Origin of the sequence: Secundilactobacillus folii, assembly GCF_009720675.1 — a bacterium.
Classification (GTDB): domain Bacteria; phylum Bacillota; class Bacilli; order Lactobacillales; family Lactobacillaceae; genus Secundilactobacillus; species Secundilactobacillus folii.
Map to the genome: position 1 here is coordinate 86221 of NZ_WNJO01000004.1, position 15856 is coordinate 102076.

The 15856-nt window shown below is 42.7% G+C and carries 27 protein-coding genes; 26 read left to right on the top strand and 1 reads right to left on the bottom strand.

Annotated elements, in window-relative coordinates; translation table 11 throughout:
* The 21 genes from rplP (at position 1) to rplQ (ending at position 9834) form a co-directional block, all read left to right on the top strand.
* Positions 1-435: a 50S ribosomal protein L16 gene (rplP, locus tag GM612_RS04430; RefSeq protein WP_155431180.1), complete on the top strand. Its 435-nt coding sequence runs from the start codon at positions 1-3 to the stop codon at positions 433-435.
* On the top strand, positions 425-619 hold the full coding sequence (rpmC, locus tag GM612_RS04435; RefSeq protein ID WP_155431181.1) for a 50S ribosomal protein L29: 195 nt from the start codon (positions 425-427) through the stop codon (positions 617-619). The genes rplP and rpmC overlap by 11 nt, the downstream gene beginning before the upstream one ends.
* A 25-nt stretch (positions 620-644) precedes the next feature.
* The gene (gene rpsQ, locus GM612_RS04440; RefSeq protein ID WP_155431182.1) at positions 645-911 is read left to right on the top strand and encodes a 30S ribosomal protein S17; all 267 of its coding nucleotides are present in this window, start codon (positions 645-647) and stop codon (positions 909-911) included.
* A gap of 52 nt (positions 912-963) precedes the next feature.
* The gene (rplN, locus tag GM612_RS04445; RefSeq protein ID WP_343031799.1) at positions 964-1332 is read left to right on the top strand and encodes a 50S ribosomal protein L14; all 369 of its coding nucleotides are present in this window, start codon (positions 964-966) and stop codon (positions 1330-1332) included.
* 30 nt (positions 1333-1362) lie between these two features.
* Positions 1363-1674: a 50S ribosomal protein L24 gene (rplX, locus tag GM612_RS04450; RefSeq protein ID WP_155431183.1), complete on the top strand. Its 312-nt coding sequence runs from the start codon at positions 1363-1365 to the stop codon at positions 1672-1674.
* 26 nt (positions 1675-1700) lie between these two features.
* Positions 1701-2243 (top strand): 50S ribosomal protein L5, encoded by a 543-nt coding sequence (gene rplE / locus GM612_RS04455; RefSeq protein WP_155431184.1) that lies wholly within the window; start codon positions 1701-1703, stop codon positions 2241-2243.
* 13 nt (positions 2244-2256) lie between these two features.
* Positions 2257-2442, top strand: coding sequence for a type Z 30S ribosomal protein S14 (locus GM612_RS04460; protein WP_343031800.1), 186 nt, complete (start codon positions 2257-2259; stop codon positions 2440-2442).
* A gap of 31 nt (positions 2443-2473) precedes the next feature.
* Positions 2474-2872 carry a 30S ribosomal protein S8 gene (rpsH, locus tag GM612_RS04465; RefSeq protein WP_155431186.1) on the top strand — a complete coding sequence of 133 codons (399 nt, stop codon included), beginning with the start codon at positions 2474-2476 and terminating at the stop codon, positions 2870-2872.
* 30 nt (positions 2873-2902) lie between these two features.
* Entirely contained in the window at positions 2903-3436 is a 534-nt protein-coding gene (gene rplF, locus GM612_RS04470) for a 50S ribosomal protein L6 (protein WP_155431187.1), read from the top strand.
* A gap of 43 nt (positions 3437-3479) precedes the next feature.
* Positions 3480-3836, top strand: a complete 357-nt coding sequence (gene rplR, locus GM612_RS04475) for a 50S ribosomal protein L18 (RefSeq protein WP_155431188.1) — start codon at positions 3480-3482, stop codon at positions 3834-3836.
* A gap of 19 nt (positions 3837-3855) precedes the next feature.
* The gene (gene rpsE, locus GM612_RS04480) at positions 3856-4359 is read left to right on the top strand and encodes a 30S ribosomal protein S5 (protein ID WP_155431189.1); all 504 of its coding nucleotides are present in this window, start codon (positions 3856-3858) and stop codon (positions 4357-4359) included.
* Positions 4360-4371: 12 nt separating this feature from the next.
* Positions 4372-4554: a 50S ribosomal protein L30 gene (rpmD, locus tag GM612_RS04485; protein WP_155431190.1), complete on the top strand. Its 183-nt coding sequence runs from the start codon at positions 4372-4374 to the stop codon at positions 4552-4554.
* 30 nt (positions 4555-4584) lie between these two features.
* Positions 4585-5022 carry a 50S ribosomal protein L15 gene (gene rplO / locus GM612_RS04490; RefSeq protein ID WP_155431191.1) on the top strand — a complete coding sequence of 146 codons (438 nt, stop codon included), beginning with the start codon at positions 4585-4587 and terminating at the stop codon, positions 5020-5022.
* Positions 5022-6335: a preprotein translocase subunit SecY gene (gene secY, locus GM612_RS04495; protein WP_155431192.1), complete on the top strand. Its 1314-nt coding sequence runs from the start codon at positions 5022-5024 to the stop codon at positions 6333-6335. The genes rplO and secY overlap by 1 nt, the downstream gene beginning before the upstream one ends.
* A 72-nt stretch (positions 6336-6407) precedes the next feature.
* Positions 6408-7067 (top strand): adenylate kinase, encoded by a 660-nt coding sequence (locus GM612_RS04500; RefSeq protein WP_155431193.1) that lies wholly within the window; start codon positions 6408-6410, stop codon positions 7065-7067.
* Between the two features lie 134 nt (positions 7068-7201).
* On the top strand, positions 7202-7417 hold the full coding sequence (gene infA / locus GM612_RS04505; RefSeq protein ID WP_010619611.1) for a translation initiation factor IF-1: 216 nt from the start codon (positions 7202-7204) through the stop codon (positions 7415-7417).
* 44 nt (positions 7418-7461) lie between these two features.
* A complete protein-coding gene (gene rpmJ, locus GM612_RS04510; protein WP_089088817.1) occupies positions 7462-7581 on the top strand; it encodes a 50S ribosomal protein L36 in 120 nt (39 codons plus the stop codon).
* Positions 7582-7607: 26 nt separating this feature from the next.
* Positions 7608-7973, top strand: a complete 366-nt coding sequence (rpsM, locus tag GM612_RS04515; RefSeq protein WP_155431194.1) for a 30S ribosomal protein S13 — start codon at positions 7608-7610, stop codon at positions 7971-7973.
* Positions 7974-8000: 27 nt separating this feature from the next.
* Positions 8001-8390 (top strand): 30S ribosomal protein S11, encoded by a 390-nt coding sequence (rpsK, locus tag GM612_RS04520; protein ID WP_054700933.1) that lies wholly within the window; start codon positions 8001-8003, stop codon positions 8388-8390.
* Between the two features lie 88 nt (positions 8391-8478).
* A complete protein-coding gene (locus tag GM612_RS04525; protein WP_155431195.1) occupies positions 8479-9426 on the top strand; it encodes a DNA-directed RNA polymerase subunit alpha in 948 nt (315 codons plus the stop codon).
* 24 nt (positions 9427-9450) lie between these two features.
* On the top strand, positions 9451-9834 hold the full coding sequence (gene rplQ / locus GM612_RS04530; RefSeq protein ID WP_155431196.1) for a 50S ribosomal protein L17: 384 nt from the start codon (positions 9451-9453) through the stop codon (positions 9832-9834).
* Positions 9835-10094: 260 nt separating this feature from the next.
* On the opposite strand, the gene GM612_RS04535 is transcribed toward rplQ, so the two are convergent.
* Positions 10095-11735, bottom strand: coding sequence for an FAD-dependent oxidoreductase (locus GM612_RS04535; RefSeq protein WP_155431197.1), 1641 nt, complete (start codon positions 11733-11735; stop codon positions 10095-10097).
* A gap of 182 nt (positions 11736-11917) precedes the next feature.
* Here GM612_RS04535 and GM612_RS04540 point away from each other — a divergent pair, with 182 nt between their 5' ends.
* The 5 genes from GM612_RS04540 (at position 11918) to rplM (ending at position 15854) form a co-directional block, all read left to right on the top strand.
* Positions 11918-12751 (top strand): energy-coupling factor ABC transporter ATP-binding protein, encoded by an 834-nt coding sequence (locus tag GM612_RS04540; RefSeq protein ID WP_155431198.1) that lies wholly within the window; start codon positions 11918-11920, stop codon positions 12749-12751.
* On the top strand, positions 12721-13599 hold the full coding sequence (locus tag GM612_RS04545; protein ID WP_155431199.1) for an energy-coupling factor ABC transporter ATP-binding protein: 879 nt from the start codon (positions 12721-12723) through the stop codon (positions 13597-13599). Before GM612_RS04540 ends, GM612_RS04545 begins: the two co-directional genes overlap by 31 nt.
* Entirely contained in the window at positions 13592-14392 is an 801-nt protein-coding gene (locus tag GM612_RS04550; RefSeq protein ID WP_155431200.1) for an energy-coupling factor transporter transmembrane component T family protein, read from the top strand. Before GM612_RS04545 ends, GM612_RS04550 begins: the two co-directional genes overlap by 8 nt.
* A 14-nt stretch (positions 14393-14406) precedes the next feature.
* Complete coding sequence (gene truA, locus GM612_RS04555; protein WP_155431201.1) at positions 14407-15201, top strand: tRNA pseudouridine(38-40) synthase TruA; 795 nt, start codon at positions 14407-14409, stop codon at positions 15199-15201.
* Between the two features lie 209 nt (positions 15202-15410).
* Positions 15411-15854: a 50S ribosomal protein L13 gene (gene rplM, locus GM612_RS04560; protein WP_343031802.1), complete on the top strand. Its 444-nt coding sequence runs from the start codon at positions 15411-15413 to the stop codon at positions 15852-15854.
* Positions 15855-15856: the final 2 nt, after the last annotated feature.

Sequence of the window (15856 nt, forward strand, 5' to 3'; positions counted from 1 at the left end):
ATGCTAGTACCAAAGCGAGTAAAGCACCGTCGTGAACACCGTGGTAAGTTACGCGGTACAGCAAAAGGCGGTAAGTCAGTTGCTTTCGGTGATTATGGTTTGCAAGCTCTAGATTCAAGCTGGATCTCAAACCGTCAGATTGAGGCAGCTCGTGTTGCCATGACGCGTTATATGAAGCGTGGTGGTAAAGTTTGGATCAAGATTTTCCCTCACAAATCCTACACTGAAAAAGGTGTTGGTGTTCGTATGGGTAATGGTAAAGGTGCACCTGCAGGTTGGGTCGCACCAGTTAAACGCGAAAAGGTACTGTTCGAAGTTGGTGGCGTTTCAGAAGAAGTTGCTCATGAAGCTTTACGTTTAGCAGCTATGAAACTACCAATCCGGACAAAGGTTATCCCTCGCGAGGAAGTAGGTGGCGAATCAAATGAAGGCTAAAGAAATTAAAGAATTAACCACTGCTGAAATGCTTGAAAAAGAAAAAAGCTACAAGGACGAATTATTCAACCTTCGTTTTCAATTGGCTACTGGCCAACTGGAAAACACTGCTCGTTTGAAGCAGGTTCGTAAGGATATTGCACGGATCAAAACCGTGCTTCGTCAACAAGAATTAAATAAGTAAGAATACGATAAAGGAGGAATAATTAATGGCTGAAGAACGTAATGCTCGTAAGACGTATCGCGGTCGTGTGACATCTGACAAGATGGATAAAACAATCACGGTTTCGGTTGAAACTTACAAGAACCATCCAGTTTATGGTAAACGGATCAAGTACACTAAAAAGTACAAAGCACATGACGAAAACAATGAAGCTAAAATTGGCGATATTGTGGAAATTATGGAAACTCGTCCGTTATCTAAGACTGTCCGTTTCAGACTGCTTAACGTTGTCGAAAAGGCAGTTACTCTCTAGATTCGACATTTATCGTATTCGGTTTACTTAGAAGTGAAAGGAGGACACTAACGTGATCCAACAAGAATCTCGTTTAAAAGTCGCTGATAACTCTGGTGCCCGGGAAATTTTAACTATTAAAGTACTGGGTGGCTCAAAGCGACGTTATGCAAGTATTGGTGACGTCATTGTTGCTACTGTTAAACAAGCAACACCAGGTGGCGTTGTCAAAAAGGGCGACGTTGTTAAGGCAGTTATCGTTCGTACTACTTCTCGTGTACGTCGTACCGATGGCTCATACATCAAGTTTGATGAAAATGCTGCGGTATTAATCCGTGATGACAAGAGTCCACAAGGTACTCGTATTTTCGGACCAGTTGCGCGTGAGTTACGTGACAATGATTATATGAAGATTGTTTCTCTTGCACCAGAAGTGCTTTAATCGTTCGAAAATAAGGAGGTGCCAAACAGGATGTTCATTAAAACTGGTGATAAAGTTCGTGTGATCAGCGGTAAGGATAAGGGTAAGGAAGGTACTGTTACTAAAACTCTGAACGCCCAAAACCGCGTCGTTGTTAAAGGTATCAACATGATCAAGAAGCATCAAAAAGCTTCTCAGACTAGCCCTCAGGGCGGCATTATTGATACTGAAGCACCAATCAATGCTTCAAATGTGATGTTGATTGATCCTTCTAACAATGAACCAACCCGTGTTGGTTTCCGCGTTGAAGATGGCAAAAAGGTTCGCTTCGCTAAAAAGAGCGGCGAAACCATCGATAAATAATCTAAGGAAGGAGGACATATTAACTAATGGCTAATCGTTTACAAGAAAAGTATACTAAAGAAATTGTGCCATCAATGATTGAAAAATTTAAGTATTCTTCAATTATGGAAGCACCTAAGATCGATAAGATCGTGTTAAACATGGGTGTTGGTGACGCAACGACTAATGCTAAGAACTTGGATGAAGCAGTTGAAGAATTAGGCTTGATTGCTGGTCAAAAGCCTTTGATCACTAAAGCTAAGAAGTCAATTGCTGGTTTCCGTTTACGTGAAGGTAACGCTATCGGTGCTAAGGTTACACTGCGTGGCCAACGGATGTATGAATTCTTAGACAAGTTAATTAACGTTTCATTACCTCGTGTTCGTGACTTCCATGGTGTTAGTTCTCGTGCCTTTGATGGTCGCGGTAACTACACATTAGGTGTCCGTGAACAATTGATTTTCCCAGAAATTGATTATGATAATGTTAACCGTGTTCGTGGTCTTGACATCGTTATTGTTACGACTGCTGAAACCGATGAAGAATCACGCGAGTTGTTAACACAACTTGGCATGCCATTTACTAAGTAAGGAGGGTATTATTGTGGCTAAAAAATCATTGATTGTTAAGAGTCAGCGTCCAGCTAAGTACTCGACACAGGCGTATACGCGTTGTGAACGTTGTGGTCGTCCACATTCAGTTTATCGCAAATTCCACTTATGCCGGCTTTGCTTACGGGAACTTGCCCACAAGGGTCAAATTCCTGGCATGAGAAAAGCTAGCTGGTAATTCATCACACACCAAAGGAGGATAAACGTTAATGTCTATGACTGACCCAATTGCAGACTTCTTAACACGGATCCGTAATGCCAACATGGTATACCACGAATCGTTAGAAGTACCTGCATCAAAGATGAAGCGCGATATTGCTGAAATCTTGAAGCGTGAAGGCTTCATTCGTGACGTTGAATACATTGATGATAACAAACAAGGTATCATTCGTGTATTTTTGAAATACGGTCGCGACAAGCAACGCGTTATTTCAGGTTTAAAGCGTATCTCAAAACCAGGTTTGCGTACCTACGTAAAATCTGATGCAGTTCCAAAGGTTTTAAACGGTCTAGGAATTGCTATCATCTCAACATCTGAAGGTGTTGTGACTGACAAAGAAGCACGTGCAAAGAAAATCGGTGGCGAAGTTCTCGCCTACGTTTGGTAATTATTTAAAAAGTAAGGAGGTGCCTATCAAATGAGTCGTATTGGTTATAAGTCTGTTACTATTCCAGATGGCGTTGATGTTAAACGCGACGGTGATGATGTTACGGTCAAAGGTCCCAAGGGAACTATTACTCGTACATTTTCACCAATCATCACCATGCAAGTTGCTGACGGAGAAGTGAAATTCGATCGGCCAGACAACAACAACAAAACTCGGGCCCTACACGGAACTACCCGTGCTAACTTCAACAATATGGTTGAAGGGGTCACTAACGGTTTCTCTAAGACTTTGAAGCTCGTTGGTGTTGGTTATCGTGCCCAATTAAAGGGTAAATTGATTTTGAGTGTTGGTTATTCTAACCCAGTTGAAATGGAAGTCCCTTCCACATTGAAGTTAGAGGTCCCCGATAACAACACAATCATCATTAGCGGAATCAGTAAGCAAGAAGTCGGTGACTTCGCAGCTGAGATCCGTGCCGTTCGTTCACCAGAACCTTATAAGGGTAAGGGTATTCGTTACGAAAACGAACATATCCTGCTTAAGGAAGGTAAAACTGGTAAGTAATGCTGCATAAGCATTTAACAAATAAATTTAAGAGGTGACTATTTTGATTTCGAAACCAGATAAGAATAAGACACGTCAAAAGCGTCATATGCGTGTCCGGAACAAGATTTCTGGTACTGCAGAGCGCCCACGCTTAAATGTTTTCCGTTCAAACAAAAACATCTACGCTCAAGTAATTGATGACGTAGCGGGTGTGACGCTGGTCAGTGCCTCGACATTAGATAGCGAAGTAGCTGCAGGTAACAAGACGGAACAAGCTCAAGCTGTTGGTAAGCTTGTTGCTGACCGCGCTACTGCTAAAAAGATTACTGAAGTTGTTTTTGATCGTGGTGGCTATTTATACCATGGACGTGTACAGGCTTTAGCTGAAGCAGCACGTGAAAACGGCTTACATTTCTAAAAAGGAGGAATAACCACTAATGGCTAATTTTATTGATCCTGAAAAACTGGATCTCGAAGACAATGTTGTTGCGATCAACCGAATTACAAAAGTTGTTAAAGGTGGACGCCGTTTACGTTTTGCAGCTCTAGTTGTCGTTGGCGACCACAACGGTCACGTTGGCTTCGGTACTGGTAAAGCGCAAGAGGTTCCAGAAGCTATTCGTAAAGCTGTTGAAGACGGCCGTAAGAACTTAATTCAAGTACCGATTGTTGGGACAACTATTCCACATGAAGTTATCGGTAACTACGGTGGTGGTCAGATTCTTCTGAAGCCTGCTGCTGAAGGTTCTGGTGTTACCGCTGGTGGTGCTGTACGTGCCGTTATGGAACTTGCAGGTGTTGCCGATGTCACAAGTAAGCGTCTCGGTTCTGATACACCTATCAACGCAATTCGGGCAACGTTTGAGGGATTAAAACGACTCAAGCGTGCTGAAGAGGTTGCTGATTTACGTGGTGTTTCAGTTCAACACTTAGCTGAATAGGAGGATCTCAACATGGCTGATTTAAAAGTAACTTTGATTCACAGTGCTGCTCATCGTCTTCCTAAACAACGTAAGATTGTTGAAGCTCTTGGCTTGAAGAAAGTTAATAGCTCTGTTGTTCGTCCAGACAACGCAGCGACTCGTGGTGCTTTATTTCAAATTGCACACTTGATCAAAGTTGAAGAAGTAAAGTAATTAATACTAAATAAGGAGGTGCCTTAATTCATGAAGTTGAACGAATTACAACCATCTGAAGGATCACGATTTACACGTTCGCGTAAGGGTCGTGGCCGTTCTGCTGGTAACGGTAAGACATCAGGTCGTGGCCAAAAGGGTCAAAAGGCTCGTGGCAATACGCGTCTTGGTTTCGAAGGTGGCCAAATGCCACTGTATCGTCGAATTCCTAAACGTGGATTCACAAACATTAACCGTAAGGAATATGCATTAGTTAATCTTTCTACGCTTAATGAGCGTTTTGAAGACGGTGCTGAAGTGACACCAGTGGCTCTGGTTGAGGCTGGTATCGTTAAGAACGAAAAAGATGGTATTAAAATTTTAGGTAATGGCGAAATTTCAAAGAAGCTCACGGTTAAAGCACAGAAGTTTTCTGCTAGTGCTAGCGCCGCTATTGAAGCTGCAGGCGGTAAAACTGAGGTGATTTAATGCTTTCGACCATGAAAAACGCGTTTAAGGTTAAAGATATTCGCAATAAGATCTTCTTTACACTGATGGTTTTGGTTGTCTTCAGACTTGGTTCTTACATTACAGTGCCAGGTGTTAATGCGAAGGCATTACAAAGCGTTGCGTCTTCTGGATTGGTTAGCATTTTAAACATGTTCAGTGGTGGTGGACTGACGAACTACTCCATCTTTGCGATGGGTGTTTCACCATACATCACAGCACAAATTGTGATCCAACTTCTACAGATGGATATCGTTCCTCGATATGTAGAATGGAGTAAGCAAGGGGAAGTTGGTCGTAGAAAGTTAAATCAACATACGCGTTACTTAACAATTATTCTGGCGTTTGTCCAATCAATTGGGATTACAGCGGGTTTTAATACGTTAAGTAGTTTGAATTTGGTTCAAAACCCTGGAATTAAAACTTACGCAATGATTGGTTTGATTTTGACTGGTGGAACTATGTTAACCACCTGGATGGGTGATATGATCACTGACCATGGACTGGGTAATGGAGTTTCCATGATTATCTTTGCTGGTATCATTGCAAGAATGCCAACTGGGTTACAAGAGTTATATCAAAATTATTTGCAGGACTTAACAGCTTCTAACTGGTGGGAAGGTGTACTGATCGTTCTATTGGTGTTAGTAATTGTATTGATCATCGTTACCTTTGTAACGTGGGTTCAACAAGCTGACCGTAAAATTCCGATTCAGTATACTCGCCGTGTTTCTGGAGATCCTGATAGCAGTTATCTGCCTTTGAAGGTTAACGTCGCCGGTGTTATTCCTGTTATTTTCGCAAGTTCATTTATTGCCACGCCTCAAACCATCTTAATGGCGTTCGCGAATAATCACTCAGAGGATACTTGGTATCAAGTATTGACCAATATCTTCAACATGCAATCAACAGGCGGAACGATTTTATATACCATATTGATTGTTCTGTTTACTTTCTTCTATGCGTTTGTTCAGGTTAACCCTCAAAAGTTGTCTGAGAACTTACAGAAGCAGGGAAGTTATATTCCTGGTGTCTGGCCTGGTCATGAAACTCAAGTCTACGTCTCCAATTTATTGATGCGCTTGAGTACGGTCGGGGCTTTGTTCTTAGGGTTGGTTGCTCTGATTCCGCTAGTTGCTCAAAACGTTTGGAATCTTGATGAATCTATTGGACTTGGTGGTACTAGTTTACTTATTGTTGTTGGTGTTGCTATTCAAACGATTCAACAGATTGAAGGGCTTATGATGAAGCGAACTTACGTTGGCTTTATCCAAGATACCCGCCCAACTGAATGAGATGAGTAATGGTGTGGTGACCTTGTTCAGCACACCATCTTGTCATTGAGAGTTCTGCTAGGAGGAAATAAGATGTCAATGAATTTAATTTTAATGGGTTTGCCTGGTGCTGGTAAGGGTACCCAAGCACAGAAGATTGTCGGTGATTTTGATATTCAGCATATTTCAACAGGTGACATTTTCCGTGAGGCCATGAAAAATGAAACCGAGATGGGATTAGCGGCTAAGAAATTTATCGACAAAGGGGAATTAGTTCCTGATGAAGTTACCAATGGAATCGTAAAAGAGCGTCTTGCTCAAGACGATGTCAAAGATGGCTACATGTTAGACGGTTACCCTAGAACCATTGATCAAGCCGAGGCATTAGATCAGTTTGGCGCGGAACTTGGGCGCAATATTGATGCTGTTATCAACATTCATGTTGAACCCAGTGTTTTGATTGAAAGGTTATCAGGCCGATATATTTGTCGAACATGCGGTGCTACCTATCACAAAGTTTACAATCCAACTAAGGTTCCAGGAACCTGTGATGTTTGTGGTGGTCATGACTTTTATCAACGTGAAGATGATAAACCAGAAACGGTTAAGAATCGATTAGATGTCAACTTGAAGATGAACACGCCGCTTGTTGATTTTTATCAAAAGAAAGGTCTTCTTCATACAGTTGATGGAGACCGGGATATCAATGAGGTTTACCGTGACATCAAAGATCTTCTCAGTCAATTGGCGTAAGGTCCTTCGTCGCGTGGAATTCCTTGCTTCAAAGGTGATGGTGTGGTAAACTAACTCAGGTTAGCCTCATTTATGATTGGGGCAGTCCGGGCACTATTTAATCATAGTTATAAATCACTCAAGGGGGTACATTCGTGGCAAAAGACGTCATCGAAGTCGAAGGTAAAGTCACTGAAACATTACCAAACGCGATGTTTCGGGTAGAACTTGAAAACGGTCATGAAATTTTAGCACACGTTTCTGGGAAAATTCGGATGCATTATATCCGTATCTTACCAGGAGACCGAGTTACTGTTGAAATGTCACCGTATGATTTGACCAAGGGCCGGATCACTTACCGGTTTAAGTAATCGGCCATTTGGTTTGTAATAGACAATAGGAGGTTTAGATTCTCATGAAAGTACGACCATCTGTTAAAAAAATGTGCGATCATTGCAAAATTATTAAGCGTAAGGGTCGAGTAATGGTTATTTGCTCAGCAAACCCTAAGCATAAGCAACGTCAAGGTAAATAATTCACTATATAGGAGGTGCCGTGTAAATGGCTCGTATTGCTGGAGTTGACTTGCCCCGTGACAAGCGTATTGTCATTGGCTTAACTTACATTTTTGGTATTGGCAACAGTACTGCTGAAAAAATCATTGAAGAAACTGGCGTATCACCAGACGTTCGCGTTCGTGATCTCAGTCCTGATGATGAAGATAAGATTCGTGCAGCCGTCGACAATTATCAAGTTGAAGGTGATTTGCGTCGTGAAGTCAGCATGAACATCAAGCGTCTTCAAGAAATTGGCTCATACCGTGGTATGCGTCACCGTCGTGGTTTACCTGTTCGCGGTCAACACACGAAGAATAACGCCCGCACTCGTAAGGGTAAAGCTACTACGATTGCAGGACGTAAGAAATAATTATCTCAAAGGAGGTTATGACGTTTTATGGCAACTAGAAAAACTTCGCGTAAACGACGCGTAAAGAAGAATATTGAGTCCGGTGTTGCTCACATTCATTCTACATTTAATAACACACTGGTCATGATTACTGACATGCAAGGAAACGCAATTGCTTGGTCATCTGCCGGTTCATTAGGCTTTAAGGGCAGTCGTAAATCAACTCCGTTTGCTGCACAAATGGCTGCTGAAGCTGCTGCTAAGGGTTCAATGGAACATGGTATGAAGACTGTAGAAGTTGCTGTTAAGGGTCCAGGTTCGGGTCGTGAAGCTGCTATCCGTGCTTTACAAGCTACTGGTCTTGAAGTAACTGCCATTCGGGACGTAACTCCAGTTCCTCACAATGGTTCTCGTCCTCCGAAGCGCCGTCGAGTATAGTGTACTATCCCGTTTTAGTGGACATACAACTACATGATGGGACTTATTTAAATGGCTCAACGCGTTTTGAAAGGGGTAAAAGATAAGAATGATCGAATTCGAAAAGCCTAACATTCACAAAATTGAAGAAAGCGACGATTATGGCAAATTTGTCGTTGAACCGCTCGAACGGGGTTATGGGACCACGTTGGGGAATTCTTTAAGACGGATTCTGCTTTCATCGCTACCTGGAGCTGCTGTCACAAGTATTCAAATTGACGGCGTTTTGCACGAGTTTTCTACTATTGAAGGTGTCGTGGAAGATGTGACTCAAATCATTTTGAATACTAAGAAGATTTCACTTAAGCTTGAGGGCCCAGACGATGAGATCGAATCAATGGAAATTGACGTCAAGGGACCTGCTCAAGTAACTGCTGGTGACATTACTGCTGACAGTGATGTAACAGTTCTCAATCCTGATCTTTATATTGCAACCGTTGCAGAAGGAGCTACTTTCCATATGCGGATGACTGCAAATAAGGGTCGTGGCTATGTTTCTGCTGATAGAAATAAAGCTAAGGAAGATATGCCAATTGGCGTTTTGCCTATTGACTCTATTTATACCCCAATCGAACGTGTTAACTATCAAGTTGAAAACACGCGAGTTGGTCAAAGAGACGACTATGATAAACTAACTATGGATGTTTGGACTGATAGTTCGATTACACCAAGTGAGTCCATCAGTCTCGCTGCCAAAATTTTAACGGAGCACTTGGCAATGTTTGTTGATTTAACAGACGAAGCTAAGAACGCCGAAATTATGGTAGAAAAAGAAGAGACCCACAAGGAAAAGATGCTTGAAATGACCATTGAAGAACTTGATTTATCAGTTCGGTCATACAACTGTCTCAAACGAGCTGGGATCAACACTGTTCAAGAGTTGACTAATAAGACCGAAGCCGACATGATGAAGGTTCGTAACTTAGGCCGGAAGTCACTGGAAGAAGTCAAAGCAAAGCTCAACGATCTTGGGTTATCACTTCGTAAAGAAGATTAATTTTAAAAAGGAGGGTATCCAGTAATGAGTTACCGTAAATTGCAACGAACAAGTTCACAACGTCGGGCTTTACTGCGGGATCTGACCACTGAATTATTAATTCACGGTCAAATTAAGACCACCGAAGCCCGTGCCAAAGAAGTACGTTCTACTACTGACAAGATGATCAGCTTAGGTAAGCGTGGGGATTTACACGCTCGTCGTCAGGCTGCTTCGTTCCTTCGTGACGTAGTTGCCGACGTTAAGGAAGATGGCGATGACATCCAGATCACAACTGCACTGCAAAAATTATTCAGTGAAGTTGCGCCTAAGTATTCTGACCGAAATGGTGGCTATACTCGTATTTTAAGAACCATGCCCCGTCGTGGTGATGGTGCACAAATGGTTATTTTGCAACTTGTTGACTAGTTTTAATCAGTAATCGTGATCAGCTCTGTTGCTGATCGCAATAGAATCACACCAGGTTTATGGCATAAAGCGTTATGATGATGAAGAGATTCAAGTCTAGCTTGAATGCGGGTCATCCGTGCGCCATTTACTTGGTAGTGATTTTTTTGTGTCTGTATTTTTCTACGATAATTGTCATTGAACGTTACTTGGATAATTATGGTTACACAAAAAGGCCTCGAAAATTTATTGTCGAGGCCTTTTGAAGTACATATTAATTTTTAATCATGATAGATTGAACGCGGGATACCATAACGAGAGCGTCCCCAAGTTCTTTGTAGCCACGGTACAAACCAGAAGTCCAATCCGAAACTCCTGCCTGACCCATTCAAGAGGGCGAATGCGACAAAGAGTATCCAAACCGCTGACCAAGTGTGAATGAAGAATAGGAACCCTAAAATAACCAGGAAGTTTGCACACCAACTGGCGAGTCCAAAGAAGATCAGAATTCCTAATACCAATTCGATCGTGCCAATAGTTGGCGAAACGGTTGAGAGCCATCCGGCGGTGCCACCCATATTGCTCATGCCATCCATAAACAGTGCAATACCGAAGAAGAGACGGAGTGGCAATGACCATAAAACGTTACCATTTCGTGCAGTGTTGGCGCCGAATACAGTCCGATTATTAGCAACCCGGAAGAATTCATCCATTGTGTATTTCCACATTGCATAACCTGAGTGAATTTTTGCAAAGTACATATAGTTGGAAGCGTGTTTCATGCAGGTCGCAATCCAGCCACGGATTCGTTTACCACCAAAGACTTGTGCAATACCATAACGAGCACCAAACGAAACGGTGAAGCCCATATTTTTATCTGTGAAGGCTGTGTAGTTTGACGTTCCATTAATGTCTTCAGTAATGTTTTGAGAGGTGACCACTGCTTCATTTTCAGCCTCCTGTGCTGTTTGGGGAACAGCGCGCTCTGCACCTTCCTCGGTTGCGTTGGCATTATCACCAGCTACATAGATACTTTTATCTTCAAAGCCCTTTGCCTGGAGATAAGTATTCGTAACCAGTCGACCGCCTCGACCAGCTTCAATACCAAATTCATCAGCAGTGTGATTAGTCTTGACACCAGCTGTCCAGATCAATGTTTGTGTTGAGATTGGATCCTGTTCTTTGATCTCAACGGAATCTACATTAACCTTAGTAATCTGTGAGTTCTTCCGAATTTCGACATTATTTTTCTTGAAGTAGCTTTCAGCATGAGCTGCATTTGTACGGTCCAGCATGTTAATAATCGTTGGTGCGGCTTCGACCAAAATTACTTTGATCTCGTTAGGATCAACTCGGTTTTCCTTTGCTAAAACTTTACGGTAGTCAATTAATTCGCCGACCGTTTCAGCGCCGGTAAATCCAGACCCGCACACAACCAAGGTCAGCATTGCTTGGCGTTTTTGAGGATCACGTTCAACGGCGCCACGGCGAATAACATCACTGATGTGGTCACGCAAAGCAATGGCATCCTCCATTGACCAGAGTGTGTAGCTGTTTTCTTTTACCCCCGGAGTGCCAAAATCATTTGGTTCACCACCCATACTGATCAGTAAACTGTCGAATGGATAAGTTCCATTTTCACCGATCACCGTTTTATTATCCTTATCGATCTGGGAAACGGTATCAGTCACTAACTTGACGTTCTTCGTGTGATTGAATAAGTGCTGTAAATCATATTGAATAGCATCTGGTTGAACTCGTTCAGTTGCAACCTCATGAAGTTGAGTCAAGTATGTGAAATATGAGTGACGATCGATCAATGTGATCGTCACATCAGAATTAGATTTAAATCGTTTAGCGAGTTTTTTGGTGGCAAGAATCCCCGCAAATCCCGCTCCAACGACAACGATATTCTTTGACATTAATATACCTCCTAAAAAATTAAATTATGAAAGCGTTCTCCCACCTCTTTAATTATAGGCTAGATAACTGAGCATGCCAAACGATAAACCATAAATATGACAAAAATCTAATCTGTAATTACCTATCGCAGGTCTAGATTTGTTATAATGATGAACGAATTTACTAGAGACGGAGAATTTAAATGGCCATTATCCAAGTACAAAATTTAAATTATCAATATCCAAATACTGATTCAAAAGCAATCAATGATGTCAGTTTTGAGATCCAGGAAGGCGACTGGGTCGCAATCGTTGGCCATAACGGCAGTGATAAAAGTACTCTAGCTAAGCTACTGATCGGGTTAATGAGTGCTGATTCCGGGGATATTATAATTGACGGTCAGAAACTGACATCTGAGAGTGTCTGGCAAATTCGTGAAAAAATCGGCATGGTCTTTCAAAATCCGGACAATCAGTTTGTCGGGGCCACTGTTGCTGACGACGTGGCATTTGGAATGGAAAATCGACAGGTCGATCGGGCAACGATGGAGGCCAGAGTTGATGAAGCGCTTAAACAAGTTGACATGTCAGCCTATAAAGACCGTGAACCAGCTAATTTATCGGGTGGTCAAAAACAGCGGGTGGCGTTGGCTGGCGTGATTGCTGTAGCCCCCAAAATTTTGATTATGGATGAAGCGAATAGTATGCTGGATCCACGTGGACGACAAGAGATTTTGGAAACAATCAAACGGCTGAAAGACGACTTGCAGTTAACAGTTTTATCCATCACTCATGACATCGATGAGGCAGCTAATGCAGATCGTATTCTGGTGATCGATGACGGTCGGTTCGTTGATGAAGCGGATCCGTCGGGCATTTTTAGTCACGGTGAACAGTTGATTGAAATGGGATTGGATGTTCCATTTTCTGAAAAGCTCAAACAGGCACTGGCTAAACGAAACGTTGCTGTTCCCCAGACATACTTCAACGAAGGGAGCCTTGTAGATTGGCTACAGACATCACGTTTGAACAAGTAAACTACTGGTATCAATCCGGTACACCGTTTGCGGTTCAGGCTTTAAAAGACATTAATTTAGCCATTCAACCAGGCTCGTTCACAGCTGTCATTGGGCAAACTGGCAGTGGTAAATCGACGTTGATCCAACACTTGAATGCGCTGCTTAAGCCGACTAGTGGGCAGGTGAAGGTTGGTGAACAAATAATTGATCACGAAACGAAGAATAAACATCTTAAGCCTTTACGTAAAAAGGTTGGCATCGTTTTTCAGTTTCCAGAAAATCAATTGTTTGAGGAAACCGTTATTAAAGATATTGCTTTTGGACCACAGAACTTTGGTATGGATGAGGCCCAGGCCACGAAACTAGCAGGACAAATTGCGGGATTAGTTGGTCTGGATGCATCTTTGCTAAATCGTTCGCCGTTTGATTTATCCGGCGGGCAAATGCGCCGGGTCGCAATCGCTGGCGTTTTAGCATTGGAACCAGAAGTACTGGTACTTGATGAACCGACAGCTGGTTTGGATCCTCGTGGCCGTCTCGACGTGATGAACTTGGTGACTAAACTACAACGGCAACAACATTTGACAATCGTCCTAATTACCCACCAAATGGATGACGTTGCTAACTACGCTGATCAGGTACTCGTTATGGCCAACGGTGAACTTGCCAAACAGGGGACACCCAGGGAAATTTTTAGTGATTCTGATTGGCTTACTAGCCATCAGTTAGGGTTACCTTCAGCGACTAAATTTGCGGTTAAACTTGAACAAGTTGGCTTTTCGTTTGATCCAATGCCCCTCACTGAAGATGAGTTGGCTGATCAATTGGCTCCTCAGCTATCAAAAGGGGGAAGCGACCATGGATAAATTTATGTTCGGCCGTTTCATTCCGGGCAATTCGTGGGTTCACAGGATGGACCCACGTGCAAAACTGGTTTTATGTTTTTTGTATATTGCAGTGGTTTTCTTTGCAAATGATTTTTGGACTTATTTAGTCATGACGTTATTATTGCTTGTCTCCGTATTTGCGACCAAAATTCCGCTTGGCGTTTTCATTCGTGGTTTGATGCCACTGTTTTGGCTGATGATCTTTACGGTTTTAATTCAAGTCTTCTTTGGTGTTGGTGGTCATGTTTATTGGCACTGGGGCTGGTTAGTCTTATCGCAAAACGGCATCAATAGCGCTGGCCTAATTTTAATGCGCTTTGTGTTGATCATCTTGATCTCAACCATCTTGACGTTTGCTACTCAACCCTTGGAAATTGCTGATGGCATCGAATCATTGTTAAGCCCGTTACGCAAACTGCATTTCCCAGTCGCAACGCTTGCCTTGATGTTATCGTTAGCATTGCGCTTTGTGCCAACCTTAATGGATGAAGCTGAAAAGATCATGAATGCGCAACGCTCCCGGGGAGTTGACTTTGGAGAAGGTGGCCTTCGACAGCGGATCAAAACGATTGTGCCGATTTTGATTCCCTTGTTTGTGAACGCTTTTAACCGGGCAATTGATATCTCCACTGCGATGGAAGCACGGGGATATCAGGACGGCGAGAATCGGACGAAATATCGGCAGTTAAAGTGGCAGCGCATCGATACAATTTCCTTTGCAGTCTATGCAGTCTGTCTGGGAGGCGTCATTGCGTTGCGCTATCTTAGTTGAGAGGAATAAATGTTTTGAGATATAAAATTACTTTAGCATATGACGGGACCAATTTTGCTGGCTTTCAACGGCAGCCCCACATGCGTACGATTGAAAGTGAACTCACTCGAGTGGTCAATAAAATGGCTAAAAATCCTGATCCGGCAATCGTTATCTATGGTTCAGGACGAACGGATGCTGGCGTCCATGCCTTAGCACAAGTCGTTCATTTTGATATGCCTTTTAATTTGACGGCAGATAATATGCGCCGTGGTCTAAACAGTATGTTGCCAATGGATATGGAAGTGCTTAAGGTTGAAATTGTGAGCCAGGACTTTCATGCCCGTTATGATGTGTCAGGAAAACGCTATCTTTATCGCATGGATCTTGGTGAATTTCGAAATCCCTTTAAACGTAATTACACGGGTCACTGGAAGTTTCCAACGGATGTGGAGAAGATTAATCAAGCTGCCAAAGACTTGATTGGAGAACACGATTTTAGCAGTTTCGTGGCCTCTGGTTCGTCAGCTCGAACTCATTACCGAACTATTTACGAAGCTGGCTGTCGGCTAGACAAAGCTAATAACGAATTAGTGTTTGAGTTTTATGGGAACGGTTTTCTCTACAATCAGGTTCGCATTATGGTAGGGGTACTAGTTGAGATTGGATCTGGTACGCGTCCAGTTGATGATATTCAGCGTCTATATCGTCTGAATGACCGTCGAGCAGCTCGACGGACTGTTCCAGCTAGCGGATTGTATCTCAAGCACGTTTACTATGAGGGCGATGATCCTAAACATCCAACTAAGCTGCCTAAGCGACAACGCTAAACTTGAATTTAACGGTTAGTTATTTGGGAGCCTTATTTTGAGAAAATTCAAGGTCAAATTTCCGTGATCTTGTGAAAACAAATTCTGAAAAGTCTTGACTAAGGGGCCAGAAATTTGTATTATGTTAATTGGTATTGTTTGCCCCACGATAAGCCCCGGAAACTTGTTAACGGATGTCAAACAAACACTGAATTGGAGGAATTTTAATCGTGCGTACAACATATATGGCTAAACCAGGTGACGTGGATCGCAAGTGGTACGTGGTTGATGCAACTGATGTTCCCTTGGGACGTCTTGCTTCAGCTGTCGCAAACATCTTACGTGGAAAGAATAAGCCAACGTTCACCCCAAACGTAGATACTGGTGATCACGTTATCGTGATCAATGCTTCAAAAGTTGCTTTGACGGGTAAGAAGGCTTCACGGAAGATCTATTACCATCATACGAGCCATCCAGGTGGTTTAAAGCAACGCACTGCTGGTGATTTTCGTGCAAAAGATCCAGAAAAGTTGATTGAAACTTCTGTTAAGGGTATGCTTCCTCACACTTCATTAGGTCACAAGATCGGCTTGAAGCTTCATGTTTACGCTGGCGACCAACATGACAATGCTGCTCAAAAGCCTGAAGTTTTGGATATCACTAACCTAATTTAAGG

Coding starts and splice junctions, on each gene's coding strand:
- GM612_RS04535 (WP_155431197.1), bottom strand. CDS start 11,735: ATGTCAAAGAATATCGTTGTCGTTGGAGCGGGATTTGCGGGGATTCTT.
- rplE (WP_155431184.1), top strand. CDS start 1,701: ATGGCTAATCGTTTACAAGAAAAGTATACTAAAGAAATTGTGCCATCA.
- rpsK (WP_054700933.1), top strand. CDS start 8,001: ATGGCAACTAGAAAAACTTCGCGTAAACGACGCGTAAAGAAGAATATT.
- rplQ (WP_155431196.1), top strand. CDS start 9,451: ATGAGTTACCGTAAATTGCAACGAACAAGTTCACAACGTCGGGCTTTA.
- GM612_RS04500 (WP_155431193.1), top strand. CDS start 6,408: ATGTCAATGAATTTAATTTTAATGGGTTTGCCTGGTGCTGGTAAGGGT.
- rplF (WP_155431187.1), top strand. CDS start 2,903: ATGAGTCGTATTGGTTATAAGTCTGTTACTATTCCAGATGGCGTTGAT.
- rpsE (WP_155431189.1), top strand. CDS start 3,856: ATGGCTAATTTTATTGATCCTGAAAAACTGGATCTCGAAGACAATGTT.
- rpmD (WP_155431190.1), top strand. CDS start 4,372: ATGGCTGATTTAAAAGTAACTTTGATTCACAGTGCTGCTCATCGTCTT.
- rpmC (WP_155431181.1), top strand. CDS start 425: ATGAAGGCTAAAGAAATTAAAGAATTAACCACTGCTGAAATGCTTGAA.
- rplO (WP_155431191.1), top strand. CDS start 4,585: ATGAAGTTGAACGAATTACAACCATCTGAAGGATCACGATTTACACGT.
- secY (WP_155431192.1), top strand. CDS start 5,022: ATGCTTTCGACCATGAAAAACGCGTTTAAGGTTAAAGATATTCGCAAT.
- GM612_RS04550 (WP_155431200.1), top strand. CDS start 13,592: ATGGATAAATTTATGTTCGGCCGTTTCATTCCGGGCAATTCGTGGGTT.
- rpmJ (WP_089088817.1), top strand. CDS start 7,462: ATGAAAGTACGACCATCTGTTAAAAAAATGTGCGATCATTGCAAAATT.
- GM612_RS04540 (WP_155431198.1), top strand. CDS start 11,918: ATGGCCATTATCCAAGTACAAAATTTAAATTATCAATATCCAAATACT.
- rpsH (WP_155431186.1), top strand. CDS start 2,474: ATGTCTATGACTGACCCAATTGCAGACTTCTTAACACGGATCCGTAAT.
- GM612_RS04525 (WP_155431195.1), top strand. CDS start 8,479: ATGATCGAATTCGAAAAGCCTAACATTCACAAAATTGAAGAAAGCGAC.
- rpsQ (WP_155431182.1), top strand. CDS start 645: ATGGCTGAAGAACGTAATGCTCGTAAGACGTATCGCGGTCGTGTGACA.
- rplX (WP_155431183.1), top strand. CDS start 1,363: ATGTTCATTAAAACTGGTGATAAAGTTCGTGTGATCAGCGGTAAGGAT.
- rpsM (WP_155431194.1), top strand. CDS start 7,608: ATGGCTCGTATTGCTGGAGTTGACTTGCCCCGTGACAAGCGTATTGTC.
- rplP (WP_155431180.1), top strand. CDS start 1: ATGCTAGTACCAAAGCGAGTAAAGCACCGTCGTGAACACCGTGGTAAG.